Below are 18,948 nucleotides of genomic sequence, written 5' to 3' on the forward strand. Positions count from 1 at the left end.
CGAGGTCGGTACCGGATAGTCGTCGCTCAGGCGGCCCTGACGGCCTCCACCGCATCGGCAAGCCCTGCCATGGAGGTGAAATGGAAATCGGGCCTGGTGAACTCCTTCGGCTCGATCGTGCCGCCATAGCCCTTCTGGGCATGGCGTCGCTCGATCCAGCAATTGGTCATGCCGAGCCGGCGCGAAATGCCGATGTCGTGATACTGGCTCTGCGCAACATGCAGAATGTCGTCCTTCGAACAGCCTTCCTTCGCAACAAAGGCGAAGACCTGCTCGAAGAAGGCCGGATCGGGTTTTTCCCTGCCGGTATCGTCGGCGGTGAATGCGGCATAAAACGGGTTGCCGAGTTCTTTGGAAAAGTGCTCGAAGGCCCAGCGGCGGGCATTCGTCATGGCGATAAGCTTGTAACGTTGCGAAAGGCGCTTGAGAGCTTCGGCGCTGTCGGGAAAGCCTTTCCAGCTCTTGCTGGAATCACGCAGGCGCTCGCCATATGCCTGTTCAACCGGCAGCCCCAGCTTCGGCGCGATGGCCAAATAGACACGGGCCAGATCGTCGGGAAACAGATCGGCATCGTCGGAATAACGTTCGGCGCGATAGAGGGCGAGCGCTTCCTCGCCATCGACGGAAACACCGGCTTCGTCGGCGATTGCCGCCAGGCAATCCTTGATGCCGCCTTCGAAGTCGATCAGCGTTCCGACGACGTCAAAGGTGAAGTATTTGAAATCCGCTAGGCTCTTTGCCAAGTGTCTGCCCTCGCCAATGTCTGTTCTTGATCGAGTGCATCCAGTTCCGATCGCCGGCTGAATGCAGAAGAAAATGCTGTCCTCATTCTGGTTGGGATTTTCGCGTATCTCCCGAAAATCCCGGTTTTTCGGCCTTTGAGCATCTGCAGTCAGCTCAGTTTCGCAGTAAAGGCTCACCGGATTCTCTGAATGGGAGAGCTGCGGCGGCACAATATTGCGAATATGAGCGCAAAGCGGTATTTCGCCGCTCCCTGCGAAGGCCCGTTTTCGCACTCAAGCGTGCACCGCGCGTACATCAGGGTCTTCCAGGGTCTGGTCCAGCGTCCTGCGCGTGCGTTCGATGATCGCATCGATCTCCCCATCGGTGCAGCAGAGCGGCGGTGCATAGCCAAGAACACCGTTGCCGAAGGCGCGAATGACGAGCCCGTTGTTCCAGGCACGATCGAAGATCCGCCGCGCCGGCTCGGCAGCCGCGGGCAGGGGCGTCTTGCGCGCCTTGTCGACCACCAGTTCTACGGCCGCGAGCATGCCGCGCCCGCGCACGTCGCCGACCAGCGGATGCGAAGAGAGATCGCGAAGACCGGCCATCAGCCGCGCTCCGGCCTTGACGCCGTTTTCCAGCAGACCGTTCTCGTAAAGGCGTAGCACTTCGAGACCGACCGCGGCGCTGACGGGATGCGCGGAATAGGTATAGCCATGGCCAACCGCAGCGGCGCCGGCACCGTCGGCAATCGTGTTATAGACCCGCTCCGTCAGGAAGACGGCTCCCATCGGCACGTAGCCGGAGGTAAGCCCCTTGGCGGTGGTCATCAGGTCGGGGACTATGTCGTCATCCGAGCAGGCAAACAGCGGACCGGTGCGTCCGAAACCCGTGATCACCTCGTCGGCAACGAACAGAATGTCGAGTTCGCTGCAAAGGTCGCGCATTGCCTTCATCCACCCGGCCGGCGGCACCAGTACGCCGCCCGAACCCTGGATTGGCTCGGCGTAGAAAGCCGCCACGCGCTCGGCGCCGAGTTCCACGACCTTAGCGCGCAGTGCGGCCACTGAGGCGGCGATAATCGCCTGCGGATCGGTGCCGACGGGGTTGCGATAAGCATAATGCGAGGGAATCTTGTGCTGCCAGTCGAGCGGCATGCCGAAGCCGGCATGGAAGACCGGAAGCGCCGTCAGGCCGGCACCGACGGTGGATGAGCCGTGATAGCCCTGTTCGAGGGAGATGAATTGATCCTTCGTGGGCTTGCCGAGCGCATGGTAATAGTAGCGGATGAAGCGGACCGTGCTGTCGACGGCATCGGAGCCGCCGAGCGTGAAGTAGACATGGTTGAGGTCGCCGGGTGCGCGATCGGCCAATTCGGCGGCGAGCCGGATGGCTGGTTCGGAGCCGAGGCTAAAGTAGCCGGTGGCATAGGGCAGCTCGCGCATCTGGCGGGCGGCCGCCTCCACGATGCTGTCATGGCCATAACCGGCATTGACGCACCAAAGACCGGCAAAGCCGTCGATCATCTGATGGCCCGACGCATCGGTAACGGTCGCGCCCTTGGCGGATTTCAACACGCGGACGCCGGCCTGCTCATGCCCGCGATAGGAGGCGACGGGGTGAACGAGGTGGGCGCGATCAAGTTCGATAAGGGAATTGCTCAGCATGATGTCTCTCTTCAGCCCAGAGCCTGGCTGGCCAGGGCAAATGTGTGAACGCTGGGAATGGATGAAGGGGCAGATGACGCTGCGCGGCACATGGTGATGCCGCCGCCGACATGGGCCAGACCATGTTCGAGGAGGAACGGAGCAAGGCCGGTTTCACTCCCGGTATCGACGCGCATGAATGCGCCTGACCGGGCGGCGAACAAAAAGCTCAGAAGGTCCTCTGCATTAGCAGCGGTTTCCGCGACGACCGGGCCGCAGAGTTCGCCACGGCCGAAGGACCGCAAGGCCGCATAACCGCGGAGTGTGTCGGCTTCGCGGAGAGCCGCCAGCCGACCCGCCTGGAAAAGAGCTTCGATAAGTGCGTCGCGATCAACCCCGAAAGCGATGCGGTCGAGGGCGACGATCTGGTCGAGATCGGCAGCCGTTGCCCAATCCACCGTCGATGGCGCAATGCATGCGCGCAGCGGGCCTTGGTGTTGAACGATCGTGCCGGTCTTTTCGAAGCCGAGACTTTCATAAAGAGGCAGACCATCGGCGGTCGCAATGAGCCGGCACTCACGGTCACCGACGATCTCCAGAGCCGCCTGCATGATCCGGCGGCCGATGCCACGCCCACGCATCGATTCGTCGACGATCACCATGTTGATCGTTGCGACGTCGTCGCCATAGGGAGTGACGAAGATTGTCGCAACGACCTTGTCGTTCTCGATAGCCACAAGGCCGCGGCTGAGTTCCAGCAGCATCTGCCACTCTTCCAGCCGGTGTGGCCAGCCTGCCTGACGCGACAGTGCCAGGGCCGATTGAAGGTGAGAATGGTCGAGGGGGCGAAGATCGATCCCGGTTGCCTGCACAGGCTTTTTCTCCCGTCCGTTGCTTTTCTTTTTGATAGACCCGTAGCGGAAGAAGATCGTCCCGACGAAAGGGCGGCAGCGGTATCTTCCACCGTCCGCCGGCATGCGCGCCGCATCTTATGCCGGGCGGCTGGCGTCGCAGGCTGCGATTACGGATTTCGGCGGCAAGGCGCCTGTGACGACGCGCAACTCTCTGCCAAACCAGAGCGGCGATACAAAACATTCTGCTTCGTGACGGCTTAAATGCGGTGAACCGATGGAAGAAGGCTGCCTATGATGTCCTCATTCATCAGCGCCTGCGCGGCATTCATGCAAGGACCAAAGACATGACGAAGTTCCGGCCGAAATATATCACCTTCGACTGCTATGGCACTCTGACGAATTTCCAGATGGCCGAAGCTGCCCAGAAGATCTATGGCGGCCAGCTCGATCAGCCGCGCATGACGCAGTTCATCAAGAATTTCGCGGCCTACCGGCTGGATGAGATTCTGGGGGACTGGAAACCCTATAATGAAGTGCTCCACAATGCCGTCGAGCGGACCTGCCGCAAGAATGGCGTTGCCTTCCGTGCCGAGGATGCCCGTTCGATCTATGAAACCGTGCCGAGCTGGGGACCGCATCCGGACGTGCCGGCAGGCCTTGCAAAGGTCGCCAAGGAAATCCCGCTGGTCATCCTGTCGAATGCGATGAACGAGCAGATCATGCACAATGTCGAAAAGCTCGGTGCGCCTTTCCATGCCGTCTTCACGGCGCAGCAGGCCAATGCGTACAAGCCGCGCTTCAAGGCGTTCGAATATATGTTCGATATGCTCGGCTGCAATCCGGAAGACGTGATGCATTGCTCCTCGTCTTTCCGCTATGATCTGATGTCGGCCTATGATCTCGGCATCAAGCACAAGGTCTGGGTCAACCGGGGTCACGAGCCGGCCAATCCCTACTATGAGTATACCGAGATCAAGGATATTTCCGGTCTGCCCGGCGTCGTCGGGCTCTGACGGGAGGCCGCCATGCAGTTCAAATCCTATTGGCACGACACAGCCCCACGCTTTGCAAAGCAGTGCACCGCGCCGGTCGAAGGTCACTACGACGTTGCCGTGATCGGCGGCGGCTTTACCGGATTAGGGGCGGCGCTTCAGCTCGCCAAGGCCGGTGCTAAGGTGGTCGTGTTGGAGGCGGGCACGGTCGGTTCCGGCGCGTCCGGCCGCAATGGCGGTCATCTCAACAACGGCATCGCCCATAGTTTCATCGCGGCGAAGCAAGAGCTCGGTGTCGAGCGGGCGAAGGCACTCTATCGCGCCTTCGACGATGCCGTCGACACTGTCGAACGGATCGTCACGGAGGAGGGGATCGACTGCAATTTCCGCCGTGCGGGCAAACTGAAGCTTGCCTCCAAGCCGGCACATTTCGACAGCATTGCTCGCAATTTCGAAGTGGTCCATCGCGAGATCGATCCGGATACGGCACTGTTGACCGCTGACGATCTCAAGTCGGAAATCGGATCGGCATCCTTTCATGGCGCCATGCTCTCCAAGAAAAGCGCCATGATGCATATGGGGCGTTATGCGGTCGGTCTTGCTGAAGCCGCAGTACGCAGCGGCGCGGTGATCTTCGAGAATGCCGCCGTGACCGACAGGAAGGTCAATGGCAGCCGGCATGAATTGACGACCGCCCGCGGCAAGCTATCGGCAGACAATGTTTTTGTGGCAACCGGTGCCTATACTCCCGGCATCTTCAGCTATTTCCGCCGTCGCATCGTTGCTGTCGGCAGCTTCATCATCGCGACCCGTCCGCTGACCAAGGCGGAGATCGCTGCGACCGTGCCCGGCAACCGCACTTGCGTTACCTCGCTCAACATCGGCAATTACTTCCGGCTCTCGCCGGACAATCGCCTCATATTCGGCGGCCGGGCGCGGTTTTCCGCGACGTCGGATCAACAATCCGACGCCAAGAGCGGCGAGATCCTGCGCGCCAGCCTCGCGGAAATCTTCCCGCATCTGGCTAAGATCGAGATCGATTATTGCTGGGGCGGCTTGGTCGACATGACCAAGGATCGGTTCCCCCGTGCCGGCTATGTCGACGGGCTTTGGTATGCGATGGGCTATTCTGGCCATGGCGCCCAGATGGCGACGCATATGGGCATGATGATTGCCGATGCCATCTTGGGAAAGGCCGATCGCAATCCGGTCAAGGACCTCGAATGGCCGGCGGTGCCGGGGCATTTCGGCAAGCCCTGGTTCCTGCCGCTCGTCGGCATGTATTACAAGACGCTCGACCGGTTCCAATAGCCAAGCTTTCGAAAATCATGCCTTCGAAGGGATACGGGCGATAACCTTGATCTCGAAGTCGAAGCCCGCAAGCCAATTCACGCCGACGGCCGTCCAGTTCGGGTAGGGCGGACCGCTGAAAATCTCTTGCTTGACGGCCATGATTGTTGCGAACTGGTTTTCCGGGTCCGTGTGGAACGTCGTTATGTCCACGATGTCATCGAACGTACACCCCGCCGCGTCCAGCGTAGCCTTGAGGTTTTCGAAAGCCAAACGGACCTGATGTTCAAAATCAGGTTCCGGCGTCCCGTCGGGACGGCTGCCGACTTGTCCTGAAACGAACAGGAGGTCCCCGGAGCGAATGGCGGCAGAATAGCCATGCTCCTCATAAAGGGCATGCCTTCCGGCGGGAAAAATTGCCTCGCGTTTGGTCATTCTCGATCCTTTCTTCATTGTCCTTGCCGGTAGCGGATGAGCATGACGCAATCCGCTTCACACACTGCCGCATCTCATATACGGTACGTATGTGAAGTAACCGACATACGCACCGTATGTCAAGTCCACATACGCAACGTATATGAAATTCGAGGGCAAGATGGCGAAACGACGTGTCGATACGATGGAGGAGAACCGTGCCAAACTCATCGCGGCCGCGCGAAAAGCCTTTGCTGACAAAGGGTATTCGGCTGCCTCGATGGACGAGCTGACCGGAGAAGTCGGCCTGACACGCGGGGCGCTCTATCACAATTTCGGAGACAAGCGCGGGCTTCTCGCGGCAGTTGTCGATCAGATAGACTCGGAAATGGCATCGCAGGCCCAAGAGATCGGCGCACGGGCGGGGGATGATTGGAAGGGCCTGCTTGCCGAAGGCGCCGCCTATATCGAGATGGCGCTGGTTCCGGAAGTTCAACGTATCGTTCTGCTCGACGGACCCGCCGTATTGGGTGATCCATCAAGATGGCCCAGCCAGAGCAGTTGCTTTCAGGACACCAAGCGGACAGTAGAGCGTCTTATCGCCAAAGAGATTTTCAAGCCTCTCGACGCGGAGGCCGCCGCTCGGCTTCTTAGCGGCGCCGCGCTCAACGCCGCTCTTTGGGTCGCAGCCAGCGACGATCCGAAGCATGTGCTGCCAAAGGCGATCGAGACCTTCCATGCGTTAGCTGCCGGTCTTCTCGCAAAGCCCGCGTGAATTCCTGTCAGGCGAGGAAGCCGTCAGGATGTCCGCGCTGCATGTCGGTAGGGCGCCCATTTTGGCGCGCCCTTTTTGTTGTCTTTGGCAGGCTCAGGCGAGACCACCGATGTGGAAGGTCTTCAGTTCGAGATATTCCTCGATGCCATGTTGGGACCCTTCACGGCCAAGTCCGGATTGCTTGACGCCGCCGAAGGGGGCAACTTCCGTTGAGATCGCGCCGGTGTTCAGCCCCACCATGCCGAATTCCAGGGCTTCGCCGACGGCCCAGGAGCGCTTGAGGCTTCCGGTATAGAAATAAGCCGCAAGCCCGAAGGGTGTGCCGTTGGCAATGGCGATTGCCTCCTCGTCGGTCTTGAAGCGAAAGAGCGGCGCGACCGGCCCGAAGGTCTCTTCGCTGGCAAGAAGCATGTCGGTGGTTGCGCCCGAGAGGACGATGGGAGCGGCATATTGCCGGCCTTCGGGGAGGCTCGAAGCCTTCGCAACGATCGTCGCGCCTTTTTCGACGGCGTCGGCGACATGGCGCTCGATCTTTTCGATGGCCGCGGCATTGATCATCGGGCCGATGTCGACGCCAGCTTCTGTGCCGGGGCCGACCTTCATGGCGGAAACGCGGGCCGCGAGTTTTGCGGCAAAGGCATCGTAGACCTTATCCTGCACCAGAATGCGGTTGGAGCAGACGCAGGTCTGACCGCCATTGCGGAATTTGGAGGCGATGGCGCCTTCGACGGCAAGATCGAGATCGGCATCATCGAAGACGATGAAGGGCGCGTTGCCGCCGAGTTCCAGGCTGAGCCGCTTGATACTGTCAGCCGCGCCGCGCATCAGGAGCGCGCCGACGCGGGTGGAGCCGGTGAATGAGATCTTGCGGACCGCTTCGTTGCGCATCAACTCGTTGCCGATCTCGGTCGGCAGGCCGGTGACGATGTTAATGACGCCGGCGGGAATGCCGGCGCGTTCGGCCAGAACGCCGAGCGCCAGCGCCGAATAGGGGGTAAAGTCGGATGGCTTGATGACGACCGTGCAACCGGCCGCCAGCGCCGGCGCCACTTTGCGGGTGATCATCGCGTTGGGGAAGTTCCAGGGCGTGATGATGCCGCAGACGCCGACCGGCTCCTTGAGGACGACGATGCGGCGGTCGCGGGTCGGCGACGGAATGGTCGTGCCGTTGATGCGGCGGGCTTCCTCGGCAAACCATTTGACGAAGGAGGCACCGTAGCGGATTTCTCCGCGCGCCTCGGCCAGCGGTTTTCCTTGCTCAGTGGTCAGGATCAGGCCGAGATCGTCGCAATGTTCGATCATCAGATCATGCCAGGCTTCCAGCAGTTGCGCCCGCTCGGCATGAGTCTTCGTCCGCCAGGCCGGGAAGGCGGCACGGGCGGCTTCGATCGCGGCGTGGGTCTCCGTTCCGTCCATGTCGGGAACCGTGCCCATCACCGTCTGTGTGGCCGGATTGATGACGTCGACGGTCTTGCCGGAGGCGGCATTGCGCCAGAGTCCGTCGATCAAGCCCTGTTGGCGCAACAGGCTCCGGTCCTTGAGGTCGATCATTGTTGTCGTTTCCTTGTGGTTCAGGCGAGTGCGTTCAGCACGGCATAGGTGATGGTGTCGGTCTTGTCCTTACCGGGAACCGCGCCGATACCGGCCTCGGTCGCCGCAGCGATGGCATGCATGATCGCATCCGCAGCGGCCTTTTCGCCGAGATGATCGAGCATCATTGCGGCCGACCAGATTGCGGCGATCGGATTGGCGATGCCGAGATGGGCGATATCGGGCGCGGAGCCGTGCACAGGTTCGAACATCGATGGTGCGCTGCGATCGGGGTTGAGATTGGCGGAAGCGGCAAAGCCGAGCCCGCCCTGGATGGCGGCCCCGAGGTCGGTCAGGATGTCGCCGAAAAGGTTGGAGGCGACGATGACATCGAGGCTTTCCGGCGCCATGACCATGCGTGCCGCCATGGCGTCGATGTGATAGCTCGTCACGGTGACATCGGGATATTCGGCGGCGAGCCGTGCTGTGATCTCATCCCAGAACACCATGGAATATTTCTGCGCGTTCGACTTGGTGACGGAGGCGAGTTTGCCGCGGCGCGCGCGGGCCTGTTCGAAGCCGAAGCGCAGGATGCGTTCCACGCCCGCTCTGGTGAAGATCGAGGTTTCCACGGCGACCTCGTTTGCCGTGCCCTGATGCACACGTCCGCCGGCGCCGGAATATTCGCCCTCAGTATTTTCGCGAATGCAGAGAATGTCGAAGTCGCGCGCCTTCAGCGGGCCCTCGACGCCCGGCAGCAGCCGGTGGGGCCGGATATTGGCATATTGCTCAAAAGCCTTGCGAATCGGCAGAAGCAGGCCGTGAAGCGAAACGGAATCGGCTACCTCGGCCGGCCAGCCAACCGCGCCGAGCAGGATGGCGTCGAAATTGCGCAGGGTCGCAATGCCGTCGGCCGGCATCATCGCGCCCGTTTCCTTGTAGTAGGCGCAGGACCAGGGAAAGCTGGTCGGCTCCAGGCCGAAGCCCGCCTTCCCAGCCGCTTTTGCCAATACCTGCCACGCAGCGGTGGTGACGTCCTTGCCGATGCCGTCGCCGGGTATGAGAGCGATCCTGTAGGTCTTCATGTCGGCTCCTCAGATGTTGATCAGCACGGACTTATTGCGGCGATTGGCAAGATAGGCATCCCGGCCGAGATCCTTGCCGATGCCGGAGCTTTTGTAGCCGCCGGTCGGCAGAATATGGTCGCGGGAGCGCCCATAGCGATTGACCCAGACAGTCCCGGCCTGGAGACGGCGCGTGACGCGAATAGCGCGGGAAAGATCGCGCGTGAAAAGCCCGGCCGCAAGCCCGTAGGTCGGATGATCGGCGAGCTGAAGCGCTTCCTCCTCCGTCTCGAAGGTTTGCAGCGTCAACACCGGCCCGAATATCTCTTCGGTGACCGCCGGCGACGAGTGGTCGACCCCGGCAAACAGCGTCGGAGCATAAAAATAGCCCGGTCGCTCCAGCCTTGAGCCACCCGTAACGCATTCCGCGCCGGCGTCGATCGCGGCTTGAACGATGTTGTCGATCCGCCCGATCTGGCGCTCCGAGATGATAGGCGAATATCGGCTGGTCTCATCCCAGGTGGGGCCCGGTTTGATCTGATGCATATGCCTGAGGATCGCCTCTGCGAGAGGCTCGGCAATCGAGCGCTCGGCAATCAGCCGCGAACCCGCCACGCAGGCCTGGCCGGCATTGGAGAGGACGTTGCGGGCAATCGCTTCGGCGGCCAGATCGAGATCTGCATCGGCAAAAACGACTTGCGGGCTTTTGCCGCCGAGTTCCAGCGTCATCGGCTTGACGCCGCTGCGGGCAATATTCTCCATGATCGCCGCGCCGGCCGATGTCGAACCGGTGAAGCTGATCTTGCCGATACCGGGATGGCCGGTGATCGCCGCGCCGGTGGTCGGGCCATCGCCGAGAACGATATTGATCAGGCCGGCAGGAATGCCGGCGCGCACTGAGAGCTCCGCCATGTAGAGCGTCGAGAACGGCGTCATCTCGGAGGGTTTCAGCACCACGGCATTGCCCGCTGCCAATGCAGGGCCGAGCTTCCAGCCGGCCATGGAAATCGGGAAGTTCCAGGGGGTGATCGCGCCGACGACACCATAGGGTTCGCTCATGATCATGCCGAGGCTGTGGTCATCGGTCGGCACCAAATCGCTGCCTTCCTTGTCGGCGAATTCTGCGAAGAAGCGGATCTGCTCGGCGGTGATCGCGATGTCGCCGGCGATGAGCTGCCCGATCGGGCGGGTAGAGGAGACAGCTTCCAGACGTGCCAGCGTCACGGCCTCTGCTTCCATGAGGTCGGCCCAGCGAACCAGCGCCTTCGTTCGCTCGCGCGGCCGGAGCGACGACCAGCCACTCGTCTTCAGGGCCCGGTTTGCGGCTTCGACGGCACGGTCGACCACATCTTTTCCGGCAACCGGACATTCCGCGAAGGCAACGCCGTCAGACGGGCGGCGCATAGTCATGCCGCCGCTGGCGGCGACATAGCGACCATCGATGAAATGTCCGCCTGGGAGATCGAGCGAATCTGGGTCGAAACTAAGGGTCATGGCTGTTCCTTACCGTCGGGCCGGGTAAGTCTATCGGCTGCACCCTGGCAGTTTCGATTGAGTGCTTCCGCTGTTGCGACGGAATATCCCGTTTGCCCTCGGTGTTTCAGCGCAAGATTCGGCGGTTCAGAGAACATCGCGCAGCGTGGCGAGAAAGGGCCGCACAAATCGCGAGGCCGGCCGGGCGTCATTAGTCGCCGCCACCATCTGCATGGCGAGCTGCGGTTCGAAGGGGCGGGCAACCAGGCCCTCGAAGCCGTGCCAGGCAACGAGTCCATCAACCAGGGCGATCCCGAGACCTTCCCGCACCAACGGCACCGCGCCGACCGAGGAGGCAATCTGAATGGCAACCTCGCGCTGCCGGCCGCAGCTTGCGAAGGCCGCGTCCATCGCCGCGCCGATTTCCGCATGGGCGCCGTATGAGATCAGCGGCAAACCATCGAGATCGGGAGGAGCGATCGTTTCCTTTGAAGCCAAGGGATCATCGGCCCGCATCACCGCCACGATCGGAACATCGCTGAGGATTTCGCTGCGAACGGTCGGTGCTTCGATCACCGACAAGGTGACGGCAAGGTCGATGTCGCCGAGAAGCAGAGCCTCGGCGATCTCACGCTTCGGCAGGGCATGGAGATGAACCTTCACTTCCGGATGCTTCGCGCGAAAGCGCAAAAGTGCTCTGGGGAGCACCGAATAGGTGACCGCTAGGCTGATGCCGAGCCGCAAGAGGCCGATCTTCTGCGCTCCGATATCCCGCGCTAGCGATTTTAGCGCTTCGATCTCGCGAAAGACCCGGTCCGCATCCGCAAACAGCAGGTTTGCCTCCATGGTCGGCACGAGCCGCCCGCCGATGCGATCGAACAGCGGGTAGCCGAGCTGACTTTCCAGATGATGGAGAAACTTGCTGGCCGCCGGCTGCGAAATCCCGAGCGAATTCGCAGCCGCGGTCAGCGTGCCGTCGCGCATGATCGCCCGGAAGATTTCTAGCTGGCGTGCGTTCATGAGATCCGCCTTCAGGTTATGGATGTCATAACCAATCGCCGCAGACTGTCAAACGCCATAGCGGTCGCGCATGTCGGCGAAGATGACGCGCATTTGTTCGGCCATGCCATCGCCCGATCCGTTTGAATGGGACGCGACCGCATCGAAGATCCTGTGCTTCAAGAAGAAGCGCCAACCGACCGGCACGCCCGCAAGGAACGCCGTCAGCAGATTGTAGCGCTCCTCCGTCCACACCGATTCAAAGGCGATCCGCTCAGCGGCATAGGTGATGGGATCGGTTTTTACTGATCGCCCAGCCCGCAAGGCCGCCGTCGCCTCGCCGTCGACCACGCCCTCCGATATCGCCACGCCGTAGTCGCGTCGCGCACTTTCCGTCGAGATCGCGCCGCAGCGCACATCTCGGATGACGGTTTCGGCCGGCCGTTCAAACGAATCGCCGTAGCCGCCGGCGCCGGGACCAATGACGCGGATCACATCACCGGGATTGCAATGCACGATGTCTGTATTCCCAAGCGATGTCTCATCCTCTTTGCCGGGATTGCGGATAAAGCGCGAAATCGTGCCGGCATGGCCGCCTGCGAGGCCCCAGGAAGGCATGACCGAGCGATTGCGGTTGCGCGCCGTCACGACTGTTTCCGGCGCCGAGACCTGGAACTCCATCACCGCCGACAAGCCGCCGCGATAGCGACCCGGAGCGCCGGTATCGGCTTCCAATCCGTAACGCAGAAAGCGGATTGGCACCTCCGCCTCGCTGATTTCGATCGGGGTGTTGCGCAGGAAACCCGTGGCGCCGCCGGCACCGTCGCTTCCGTCGCTGATCGGTGTTCCGCCGCCACCGCCACCGACAGGGCCGATCGAGGCCATGACCGGCCGGCCGTTTCTGTCGCTGGTCTTGATGTTCATGATCGCATTGCCGCCGGGAGACGCGGCCGGCATCAACTCTGGAAGTGCCTTCGCAAAGGCGCCGACCGTCACAATCTGCGTCATGGCGCAAGTCAGGGAGCGCATGCCGACAGCGGCGGGACGCTGACAATTGACGATGCTCCCTTCGGGGAGCACCGCGCGCGCCGGCCGGAGCGTTCCGGCATTGAGCAGAAGGGAATTGTCGAGCGTGAACAGGACATAGGTCAGGCCCACCATCACCAGCGGATGGCGCTCGCGCCCACCGGTCGGCATGTTGAGCGACGAGCCCAATTGCGGATCGCTGCCGGTATAGTCGAGTTCGATCTCATCGCCACGGGTGCGCAGTGTCAGCGCCACACGGCAAGGCTTGCCGCCGACCGAATCCTCATCGGCATAGTCCGCGAAGAAATAGTCGCCATCCGGTATGCCCCTGAGAATGGCGCGCGTCTGTTCCTCCGCATAGTCGAGAATCTGGCCGACGCCGTCGATGAAATCGTCAAAGCCGAAGCGCGCAATGATCTCCTTCAGCTTGTGCTCGCCGATATTCACGGAGGCGATCTGGGCGTTGAGATCGCCGATGTTCTGATCCGGCAGGCGGACATTGGCGCGGATCGTGCGCAGCACGAAATCATTCAGCACGCCGTTCTCGACGAGCTTGGCCGGCGGAATGCGCAGACCCTCCTGCTCGATTTCGGTGAGCGATCGCGACAGAGAAGCGGGCACGGCCCCGCCCACATCGGTATTGTGGATATGGCCAACAACGAAACAGGCAATCTCGCCGCCGTGAAATACTGGCTTCCAGATATGGATATCGGGGGAATGGGTCGCGACGAAGCCGCTATAGGGATCGTTGGTGATGCAGATGTCGCCCTCGGCATAGTCGTCGAACATGTCGAGGAGCGGGCGGTAATCGATGCCGCTGTACCAGGGGGCTCCGAATTGTCGCGGGCTTGCAAAGGCAAGACCCTCGCGCGTCACCACCTGGCAGGAAAAGTCCTCCGTTTCCTTGACGAAGGCGGAGTGCGCCGTACGCATCAGGGTGAAGGCCATGGCATCGGCGGCGGCGGCACAGAAGTTGGCGAGTACTTTCAGATTTCTGCGATCGATCGCCATGTCAGGCCTCCACGCGGGTGATGACAAGATTGCCGAACCTGTCGACATCGACGGCGAAATCCGGCGGGACGACCGTCGTCGTATCGTCCTGCGCGATGATTGCCGGACCGGTCAGGCGATGTCCCGCCCGCAAATCGCTGCGGTGATAGACTGCCGTCGCAGCAAGGCGGCCGTCGAACCAGGCTTCGACCGGAAAGCGCGGCTGGGCAGGTTCGTATGCCGGGCTGAGTTCGGCGAGATACGGTTTCGGCGTCGCGCCCGATATGGTCAGGCGGAGATTGATCATCTGCACCGGCGAATCCGATGCTGCATGGCCGAAAAGCCGCTTATGTTCGGCGTGGAAGGCATTGACGATGGCATCGGCATCGATCTCTTCGAGCCAATCGCCCTGAAGTGCGACTTCGATCTCGTAGGATTGGCCCAGATAGCGCATGTCGGCAAAGGCCTGGACGACGGCAGACCCGGTGAAGCCCTGTTTTTGCCGTAGCCAATGCTCGGCCTCAGCTTTCAGTTCCCGGTACGGCGCGGCAACATTTGCCATCGCCCCCGGCGTGACATCGCAATAGACGGTGCGGATGAAATCGTTCTTCAGGTCGGCGATCAGGCCGCCGAGAGCCGAGACGACGCCGGGAGTGGGCGGCACCACGACGCCCTTCATGTCGAGTTCGCGAGCCAGGAAGCAGGCCAGCATGGCGCCGGCGCCGCCGAAGGCGAAGAGGTGGAACTCCCGCGGGTCTATCCCGAAACGGGAGATCAGGCCGCTGACCTCGGCATACATGCCCGAGACCGAGATGTTGAGGATGTCGTTTGCCGTCGCCTCGATCGTGCCGCCAAGCACAGATGCAAGCGGAGCAATCGCGGCACGCGCGGCGGCGCGATCGACGTCGACAGCGCCATAGCCGAGCGGCATGTGGCCGATCAGGTTGCAGGCTGCGACGGCATCGGTGACCGTCGGTCTCGTGCCGCCGCGTCCATAGCAGGCAGGACCCGGTGTTGAACCGGCGCTGTCCGGCCCGACCTGCAGCATGCCGAAGGCGTCGACCCAGGCAATGGAGCCGCCGCCCTGCCCCACGGAGCTTACCGATACGGAGGGGATGTGAATCTGGAAGTCGCCGATCAGCTCGCCGACACCATATTGCGGCAGGCCGTCGACGATGACGGCGACATCGGCGCTGGTGCCGCCGATATCGAGGCTCAAAATGCGGTCGAAACCGCTGGCCTTGGCGAGATAGCCGGCTCCGATCACCCCGGAGGCCGTGCCGGAAAGGATCATCTGCACGCAATCGTTTCTCGCCTGGTCGATGCCCATCACGCCGCCATTGCTCTTGGTGATCAGCAGAGGGCAGGCGAGACCCTCCTGTCTCAACACGCTTTCGAAACGGTCGAGGTAGCGGGAGACCCGCGGCTGCACATAGCCGCTGATGACAGCCGTGATGGTGCGTTCATATTCGCGGATGATCGGCCAGGTCTGTGCGGAGGAGAAGACTGGCAGGCCGGGTGTAAACCTTTCGATCATCGCCTTGACGGCAAGTTCGTTGGCCGGATTGCGATAGGCGTTGAGGAAGGCGATGACGATGCCATTGCAGCCGGCCCGTTCGGCCGCACGCACGGCCCTCTCCACGTCGTCTTCACGCGGAGCGTCATGTATATCGCCCGTTGCGGCGGTTCGCTCGTCGATGCCGAACACGCGGTCGCGTGCAATCAGCGGTTCTGGCCGCACCGAATAGAGATTGTGGATCTGCGGGATTTTCAGGCGCGCGATCTGCAGCACGTCCTCGAAATTCCGTGTGGTAAATAGTGCGAGGTCATGGCCGTTGCGTTGGATGACCGTGTTGACGCCGACCGTCGTGCCATGGGTGAAATAATCGACCTCCGCGGGATCGAGCCCGTCGCGAGCTTTGAGTGTCGAAAGACCTGCCGTGATTTCCGCTCCCGGCTCATCGGGCCGGGAGAAGACCTTGAGGGTGGAGATGCGCCCGCTGGCCTCGTCAAACACCGCAAAATCGGTGAAGGAACCGCCGACGTCGACCCCGATGCGATAACCCATGTGCTGTTTTCCTCGTGCTGGCTGGGTGCAGAATGGCGCGGGAACGCCACGGTCGCCAGTAACAAGAGCAGCGCACTCCATAACCGGCGGTTATGGGTTATCGGTGGGTTTTCGGATGCTCATGTAATATTCCGGATGCGGGACCGGCGTGAAGCCGGCTCTCGCGTAGACCGCATGAGCATCGCGCGTCGCCAGCATCCAGGTGCCCACTGTTTTCAGCTCGGGATGGGTGCGGATCGCCGTCGCAAGAAACGTTGCCAGGCCCCGGCCGCGATGCTCCGGCAGGGTGAAGACATCGCGCAGATAGGCAAAGACGGCGAGATCCGTGACGACGCGCGCAAAAGCGGCAAAATCGCCGTTCGGCGCATAGATCGCGACTGGCAGCGAACCGGCGAGCGCCCGTTCGAGCAGGGCGCGATCGAGCCCGCGTGCCCAATAGGATTCTTCCGCGAGATAGCGATGGACCCGATCGGCATCGAGCCGACCGCGATCCGTGCTCAGCGTATAGCCCTCATGTTTGGCCTCGAAGACCGGCAGGTCGGTAAGGCTTGTCATGGACTGACGGTCACATAGATCTTGCGGACAGTCTCTATCGTCCGCCAGACGCCCTTGAAACCCGGCTTCATGACGAAGCTGTCGCCGGCGCGGTAGGTAAACGGCGTGCCACCCTCTTCGATCAGTTCGATGACGCCTTGAAGGATGTGGCAGAATTCGAAAGTTTCGCCCTTGATCGAGCGGGTTTCACCCGGCGTCGCTTCCCAGACGCCGGTATTGATCATTCCGTCGCGTGCGCTGTCCTGGGCCCAGGTTTTGAAAGCTGGATCTCCGGAGATCAGCCGTTCCGGCATCGCCTTGGAGTGTTTCGGCTCGAATGCCGGCTTCGGGTCGATGGTTTTCAACAGAGACATGGAGTTCCTTTCCTATGGATAGTCAGTAGCCGCGGCTGCGGTCGACAAGCCCGATCGGGTCGAGCCCGGCCTCATGGCGGCGAATATTGGCGATGACGGTGTTTGCGGCCGTCTCCGGCTGCGTGATGCTGGCAATGTGCGGTGTCAGAAGGATCTTGGGATGGTGCCAGAGCGGATGTTCGGTCGGCAGCGGCTCCGGTTCAGTGACGTCGAGGACAGCGCCGCCGATATGGCCGCTGTCGAGCGCTTCGATAAGAGCCACCGCGTCGAGCTGCTGACCGCGGCCGGCATGGACTAGGCAGGCTCCTTGCGGCAGAGACTTGAAGAGATCGGCATTCAGGATGCCGCGTGTCTCAGGCGTCAGCGGCAAGAGGCAGACGAGGATATCGACGCCCGCCAAAAACTCTGGCAACTGATCCGTTCCGCTATAGCAGGCGACGCCCTCAATGCTGCGCGGCGAGCGACTCCACCCGCGAAGCGGAAAACCGAAGGGGCGCAGCCGATCGATGACGGCTAGGCCGAGATTGCCGAGGCCGAGTATGCCGACACGCCGATCGGCGGCCTGCCGAACCGGGCGGGAGGCCCATTTGCCTGCCCTCTGCTGCTCGATATAGCCGGGCAGATTGCGATGCAGTGCCAGGACGCAGAGCGTCACATATTCCTGCATCATCCTGATAATGCCGTCCTCCACCATGCGGACCAGTTTCACCTTGTCCGGCAGTGTGGTCAGCGAGAACTGATCGACGCCGGCACCGATCGAAAACAGGATTTCGAGATTGCAATAGCGGTCGAGATCGGCCGGCGCCGTCCAGGTCAGCAGATATTTGACCGTTTCGGGATCAACGCTGGCCGAATCCGTGGCGAAGGGGAGGGAAGGCAGTTCGCGCGCGAAAGCCGCGGCAAAGATACTTGCCCGCTCGGCATCGGAATTGAATAAAAAAGCCATAGGTTCCTCACGCTTACTTCAAAACATCCCGCTGGGCTTCCCCCGGCAGAATGGATTGAACTGGAGCCTGCCGACCGCATATCGATCCGATTTTTGCGCTTGCACATGCTTGTCGTCGCCAACGATTATCGGGCAAGACGTTCCCCCAGCGCTTCGATCATCCTGACACAGGCGGACAATTCGCTGTCCTCGATAAATTCGTTGGCTTTGTGCGCCCGTCCGATATCACCTGGCCCGCAGATGATCGCCTCCATTCCTGTTGCCTGATAAAGGCCTGCCTCCGTGCCGTAGCTGACGGCGGCAAGCGGGATTTGCCCCGTCAGTTCTTCCAGCAGCAGGGCAAGCGGTGCATCGGCGGCAAGCGACAGAGCAGGATAGCTGCTCATGCTCTCCCAGTGCGTCGCAAAGCCCTTTGCCTTCAAGGCTTCCAGCCGTCCCTTGATCCCCGCGAGTAAGCCGGCCGGATCGACGCCGGCGATCGCCCGCGCCTCCAGCTCGACTGTGCATTCCTCGGGAATGACATTGACGGCCTGCCCGCCACGGATCGTGCCGATCTGCAGCGAGGAATAAGGCGGTTCGAAATTGGTATCGAATGGCCCTGCGGTCAGGTGTTCGGCGGTCATGACTGCTTCACCGAGAATGTCCACCATAGCATGGATGGCATTCAGGCCGAGGTCCGGCCGCGACGAATGGCCGGCTCGGCCGCCGAGTACGATCCTTGCCGCCGCTTTCCCTTTGTGGGCGCGGATGGCGCGCATGCCGCTCGGCTCGCCGATGATGCATCCTTGCGGCTTCGCGCAGAGATCGGGAAGCTTTGCGATCAGATGCGGAACGCCGCGGCAACCGGCTTCCTCGTCATAGGAAAAAGCAAGATGCAGCGGCCGGGCAAGCAAGCGTCCGGCGATGGCCGGGAGCGCAGCAAGTGCACAGGCGAGAAAGCCCTTCATGTCGCTCGTGCCGCGGCCCGCGAGCTGCGTGCCATTGCGCTGCAGGCGAAAGGGGTCACTTGTCCATCCGGGTTCGGTCGCCGCGACCACGTCCATGTGCCCCGAAAGCAGGTAGCCGGGCCGGTCGGCCGGGCCGATGGTCGCAAACAGGTTGGCTCGGTCTCCTTCGGGTCCGGTGAGGACGATCACCTTTGCGCCGGCCCGTTGCAGATAATCGGCGATCCAGCCGACGATCACATGGTTTGGCGTGCCGACTACAGAAGGAAATCCGACCAGCTTTTCGAGGATCTGTTCCGCTGTCAT

General features: G+C 61.8%; 17 protein-coding genes. 3 read left to right on the forward strand and 14 right to left on the reverse strand.

Going from position 1 to position 18,948, the window contains the following annotated elements; all coding sequences use genetic code 11:
• Positions 1 to 26 precede the first annotated feature (26 nt).
• The 3 genes from GGD50_RS22980 to GGD50_RS22990 form a co-directional block, all read right to left on the reverse strand.
• Positions 27 to 743 (reverse strand): HAD-IA family hydrolase, encoded by a 717-nt coding sequence (locus GGD50_RS22980; protein ID WP_183939707.1) that lies wholly within the window; start codon positions 741 to 743, stop codon positions 27 to 29.
• A gap of 273 nt (positions 744 to 1,016) precedes the next feature.
• The gene (locus tag GGD50_RS22985; RefSeq protein WP_183939709.1) at positions 1,017 to 2,390 is read right to left on the reverse strand and encodes an aspartate aminotransferase family protein; all 1,374 of its coding nucleotides are present in this window, start codon (positions 2,388 to 2,390) and stop codon (positions 1,017 to 1,019) included.
• A gap of 11 nt (positions 2,391 to 2,401) precedes the next feature.
• Positions 2,402 to 3,241 carry a GNAT family N-acetyltransferase gene (locus GGD50_RS22990; protein ID WP_183939711.1) on the reverse strand — a complete coding sequence of 280 codons (840 nt, stop codon included), beginning with the start codon at positions 3,239 to 3,241 and terminating at the stop codon, positions 2,402 to 2,404.
• 326 nt (positions 3,242 to 3,567) lie between these two features.
• On the opposite strand from GGD50_RS22990, the gene GGD50_RS22995 reads away from it, so the two are divergent.
• Both GGD50_RS22995 and GGD50_RS23000 read left to right on the forward strand, forming a co-directional pair.
• Positions 3,568 to 4,236 carry a haloacid dehalogenase type II gene (locus GGD50_RS22995; protein ID WP_183939712.1) on the forward strand — a complete coding sequence of 223 codons (669 nt, stop codon included), beginning with the start codon at positions 3,568 to 3,570 and terminating at the stop codon, positions 4,234 to 4,236.
• Between the two features lie 12 nt (positions 4,237 to 4,248).
• The gene (locus tag GGD50_RS23000; RefSeq protein ID WP_183939714.1) at positions 4,249 to 5,526 is read left to right on the forward strand and encodes an NAD(P)/FAD-dependent oxidoreductase; all 1,278 of its coding nucleotides are present in this window, start codon (positions 4,249 to 4,251) and stop codon (positions 5,524 to 5,526) included.
• A 15-nt stretch (positions 5,527 to 5,541) separates the two neighbouring features.
• Here the strand turns inward: GGD50_RS23000 and GGD50_RS23005 are convergent, their stop codons facing one another.
• Entirely contained in the window at positions 5,542 to 5,940 is a 399-nt protein-coding gene (locus tag GGD50_RS23005; RefSeq protein ID WP_183939716.1) for a RidA family protein, read from the reverse strand.
• Between the two features lie 160 nt (positions 5,941 to 6,100).
• On the opposite strand from GGD50_RS23005, the gene GGD50_RS23010 reads away from it, so the two are divergent.
• Complete coding sequence (locus GGD50_RS23010; RefSeq protein WP_183939718.1) at positions 6,101 to 6,694, forward strand: TetR/AcrR family transcriptional regulator; 594 nt, start codon at positions 6,101 to 6,103, stop codon at positions 6,692 to 6,694.
• A gap of 93 nt (positions 6,695 to 6,787) precedes the next feature.
• On the opposite strand, the gene GGD50_RS23015 is transcribed toward GGD50_RS23010, so the two are convergent.
• The 10 genes from GGD50_RS23015 to argE form a co-directional block, all read right to left on the reverse strand.
• Positions 6,788 to 8,245 carry an NAD-dependent succinate-semialdehyde dehydrogenase gene (locus tag GGD50_RS23015; RefSeq protein WP_183939720.1) on the reverse strand — a complete coding sequence of 486 codons (1,458 nt, stop codon included), beginning with the start codon at positions 8,243 to 8,245 and terminating at the stop codon, positions 6,788 to 6,790.
• Positions 8,246 to 8,265: 20 nt separating this feature from the next.
• Positions 8,266 to 9,309 (reverse strand): tartrate dehydrogenase, encoded by a 1,044-nt coding sequence (locus GGD50_RS23020; RefSeq protein WP_183939722.1) that lies wholly within the window; start codon positions 9,307 to 9,309, stop codon positions 8,266 to 8,268.
• Positions 9,310 to 9,318: 9 nt separating this feature from the next.
• A complete protein-coding gene (locus tag GGD50_RS23025; RefSeq protein ID WP_183939724.1) occupies positions 9,319 to 10,782 on the reverse strand; it encodes an aldehyde dehydrogenase family protein in 1,464 nt (487 codons plus the stop codon).
• Between the two features lie 126 nt (positions 10,783 to 10,908).
• Positions 10,909 to 11,781 (reverse strand): LysR family transcriptional regulator, encoded by an 873-nt coding sequence (locus GGD50_RS23030; RefSeq protein ID WP_183939725.1) that lies wholly within the window; start codon positions 11,779 to 11,781, stop codon positions 10,909 to 10,911.
• A gap of 48 nt (positions 11,782 to 11,829) precedes the next feature.
• Entirely contained in the window at positions 11,830 to 13,797 is a 1,968-nt protein-coding gene (locus GGD50_RS23035) for a hydantoinase B/oxoprolinase family protein (protein ID WP_183939727.1), read from the reverse strand.
• Between the two features lies 1 nt (position 13,798).
• A complete protein-coding gene (locus GGD50_RS23040; RefSeq protein WP_183939729.1) occupies positions 13,799 to 15,844 on the reverse strand; it encodes a hydantoinase/oxoprolinase family protein in 2,046 nt (681 codons plus the stop codon).
• Between the two features lie 90 nt (positions 15,845 to 15,934).
• Entirely contained in the window at positions 15,935 to 16,399 is a 465-nt protein-coding gene (locus tag GGD50_RS23045) for a GNAT family N-acetyltransferase (protein ID WP_183939731.1), read from the reverse strand.
• The gene (locus tag GGD50_RS23050; RefSeq protein ID WP_183939733.1) at positions 16,396 to 16,752 is read right to left on the reverse strand and encodes a cupin domain-containing protein; all 357 of its coding nucleotides are present in this window, start codon (positions 16,750 to 16,752) and stop codon (positions 16,396 to 16,398) included. The genes GGD50_RS23045 and GGD50_RS23050 overlap by 4 nt, the downstream gene beginning before the upstream one ends.
• A gap of 22 nt (positions 16,753 to 16,774) precedes the next feature.
• The gene (locus tag GGD50_RS23055; RefSeq protein WP_183939735.1) at positions 16,775 to 17,698 is read right to left on the reverse strand and encodes a 2-hydroxyacid dehydrogenase; all 924 of its coding nucleotides are present in this window, start codon (positions 17,696 to 17,698) and stop codon (positions 16,775 to 16,777) included.
• Between the two features lie 125 nt (positions 17,699 to 17,823).
• Positions 17,824 to 18,948, reverse strand: coding sequence for an acetylornithine deacetylase (gene argE / locus GGD50_RS23060; protein WP_183939815.1), 1,125 nt, complete (start codon positions 18,946 to 18,948; stop codon positions 17,824 to 17,826).

The organism is Martinezella paranaensis, assembly GCF_014200235.1.
GTDB classification, from domain to species: domain Bacteria; phylum Pseudomonadota; class Alphaproteobacteria; order Rhizobiales; family Rhizobiaceae; genus Rhizobium; species Rhizobium paranaense.

What these genes read in the sequence shown, in the direction of transcription:
- GGD50_RS23045 (WP_183939731.1), bottom strand. Translation starts at nt 16,399, where the DNA reads ATGACAAGCCTTACCGACCTGCCGGTCTTCGAGGCCAAACATGAGGGC.
- GGD50_RS23020 (WP_183939722.1), bottom strand. Translation starts at nt 9,309, where the DNA reads ATGAAGACCTACAGGATCGCTCTCATACCCGGCGACGGCATCGGCAAG.
- GGD50_RS23050 (WP_183939733.1), bottom strand. Translation starts at nt 16,752, where the DNA reads ATGTCTCTGTTGAAAACCATCGACCCGAAGCCGGCATTCGAGCCGAAA.
- GGD50_RS23040 (WP_183939729.1), bottom strand. Translation starts at nt 15,844, where the DNA reads ATGGGTTATCGCATCGGGGTCGACGTCGGCGGTTCCTTCACCGATTTT.
- GGD50_RS23005 (WP_183939716.1), bottom strand. Translation starts at nt 5,940, where the DNA reads ATGACCAAACGCGAGGCAATTTTTCCCGCCGGAAGGCATGCCCTTTAT.
- GGD50_RS23055 (WP_183939735.1), bottom strand. Translation starts at nt 17,698, where the DNA reads ATGGCTTTTTTATTCAATTCCGATGCCGAGCGGGCAAGTATCTTTGCC.
- GGD50_RS23035 (WP_183939727.1), bottom strand. Translation starts at nt 13,797, where the DNA reads ATGGCGATCGATCGCAGAAATCTGAAAGTACTCGCCAACTTCTGTGCC.
- GGD50_RS23000 (WP_183939714.1), top strand. Translation starts at nt 4,249, where the DNA reads ATGCAGTTCAAATCCTATTGGCACGACACAGCCCCACGCTTTGCAAAG.
- GGD50_RS23010 (WP_183939718.1), top strand. Translation starts at nt 6,101, where the DNA reads ATGGCGAAACGACGTGTCGATACGATGGAGGAGAACCGTGCCAAACTC.
- GGD50_RS23015 (WP_183939720.1), bottom strand. Translation starts at nt 8,245, where the DNA reads ATGATCGACCTCAAGGACCGGAGCCTGTTGCGCCAACAGGGCTTGATC.
- GGD50_RS23025 (WP_183939724.1), bottom strand. Translation starts at nt 10,782, where the DNA reads ATGACCCTTAGTTTCGACCCAGATTCGCTCGATCTCCCAGGCGGACAT.
- GGD50_RS22995 (WP_183939712.1), top strand. Translation starts at nt 3,568, where the DNA reads ATGACGAAGTTCCGGCCGAAATATATCACCTTCGACTGCTATGGCACT.
- argE (WP_183939815.1), bottom strand. Translation starts at nt 18,948, where the DNA reads ATGACAGCGGAACAGATCCTCGAAAAGCTGGTCGGATTTCCTTCTGTA.
- GGD50_RS23030 (WP_183939725.1), bottom strand. Translation starts at nt 11,781, where the DNA reads ATGAACGCACGCCAGCTAGAAATCTTCCGGGCGATCATGCGCGACGGC.
- GGD50_RS22985 (WP_183939709.1), bottom strand. Translation starts at nt 2,390, where the DNA reads ATGCTGAGCAATTCCCTTATCGAACTTGATCGCGCCCACCTCGTTCAC.